We start from the raw sequence: 1,977 nt of genomic DNA, 5'->3' as shown, positions 1-1,977 counted from the left end.
CACTTTGACTGATGATTTGGAGAGTCAATGTAACTTTAAACGTGAACAGCAGAACTAAATATTCAGGGAAGAATATGAAAAATTATTTGATAGTGCTGCTTTTGCTAGCGGCTTCAATAGTGAATGCAAATGAATGTCAGGTTTCTCCACCCGAATTGGCTCTTTACTACGGTAATGGGATGTTTAATAGTCAAAAAGCTGCTCGAGAGTCAAGGAATAGCTTAATTCGACTGATGAGAAATCAGCTGCCCGGCTACAGGATCAACTATAAGCTTTCTTATAACTACAATGAAAACCCTGTCGATCAAGTACTCGAAGTGGCGCGACAAAAGCTGCTGCAGGATTACAGTAATTTTTTGTTGTGGCTTTCGGGTCTGGAGTTGGCACCGGACTGGTTCCGGGAAGGGTTGGAGCTGATTGTAACCAGCTATGATGCATTCAGTTACCTGTTCGACAGTGATCTTCGCAGGCATATCAGTCAATACACGCAAGACATCAACCAATGCCGGAAGGTTTTGCTGGTGGCTCATTCTCAGGGGAACTTTTATGGTAATGAGTCCTGGCGTTCGGTTTATCAGACTTCGACTGCCGGTATTGCCTGGAATGAGTTGAAGTTAATGGGCATGGTGTCAGTGGCGACTCCGGCCAGTCAGGTAGGTTATCCCTTGAGTTATCCAGTTGATCAGCAGAGTGTGACCCGATACCTGACGCTTTCTGATGATCTGGTGATTAATCTATTGAGAAGCGCTGCCTTTGGACCTTTACCTGCCAATGTAACAAACAGTACTGTGAGCGACGACTGGAAAAATCATAGCTTTGGGATGAGTTATGTTTTGGGTGATTCCAGTGGCCAATTGTTGAAGGACCAGATCAGAAGCGTTGCCTACAGTCTGGAAACCTTACCCTTTGATCGGCAGCCGGTAGACTCATCGGCGCTGGCATCTGCAGGCTATGATCCAACAGCCCGGATACTGGAAATCGAGTTTGTGGGTAGTGACAGTCTCTATCGATATTACGATGTGCCTGAGAGTGTCTATCAGGATTTGCTGTCTGCTGACTCTGTCGGTCGTTATTACAATCTGGCCATCAGGGGGCAATACCCTTCCAGACGTTTGAATTGAAATGGGTTTTACTCTTGATTTGGCTCTTGTCTTTTCAGTATGAGACAAGAGTCGGCTGTTTCTGCTAACATCCACCTTCTGCTTTCAGATCCTGTTTCATTTCCTGCTCCTGCAGGGGGAAGCTGTATGGAAGCATCCTGTTCAATGACTCCCATCGCTTACTCATCATAGAAACCTTATTGAACCGGTTTGTCTGATGATCGGGAGAGTTCGCTGTCATCGAATGCTATTGGCGTTCTTTATCAGCTATAGGCATTAGGAGAGGTATCGTTGAAGACTCGGATCAAGGTCTGTGGAGTCACCTCTGTAGAAGAAGCGCTGGAAGCGGTTAATGCGGGTGCTGATGCACTGGGTCTGGTGTTTTATGCGCCCAGCAAGCGGTTTGTGACCGTCCGTAAGGCTCGAGAAATTGCCACGGCAATCCCACCTTTTATCACCCTGGTGGGTTTGTTTGTTGACGCTGAGGAATCCGTTATCCGGGAGGTTCTGGATCACGTCCCGCTGGATCTGTTGCAGTTTCATGGCAATGAGACCGATCAGGAGTGTGAGCGATGGCGAAGAAGATATATCAAGGCACTCAGAGTACGTCCCGGGACGTCTGTTAAGGAAAGTGCTGCCGCTTATCCCGGTGCCTGTGGTCTGCTTCTGGATTCTTATCGTAAAGGTATACCCGGCGGAACCGGTGAGGCTTTTGACTGGCAGTTGATACCGGACAGTCTGGATAAGCCCGTTATTCTGGCGGGTGGTCTGAATCCTGAGAACGTTTCGCAAGCCATAGAACAGGTTGCACCCTTTGCTGTCGATGTCAGCAGTGGTGTAGAGAATGACAGGGGCAAAGACCCCGAAAAGATGAAAG

Annotated in this window: 2 protein-coding genes; both read left to right on the top strand. The window is 47.7% G+C overall.

All coding sequences use genetic code 11. The features are described from left to right. The first annotated feature begins 74 nt into the window (after positions 1-74). Positions 75-1,121: a KTSC domain-containing protein gene (locus KDK16_RS12035; protein ID WP_257276304.1), complete on the top strand. Its 1,047-nt coding sequence runs from the start codon at positions 75-77 to the stop codon at positions 1,119-1,121. 270 nt (positions 1,122-1,391) lie between these two features. Continuing rightward, positions 1,392-1,977 (top strand): phosphoribosylanthranilate isomerase (locus tag KDK16_RS12030; protein WP_257276303.1); only part of this gene is annotated, 586 nt, incomplete at its 3' end.

The organism is Endozoicomonas sp. SESOKO4, assembly GCF_024606275.1.
This window is presented reverse-complemented; position numbering and strand designations above follow the sequence as displayed.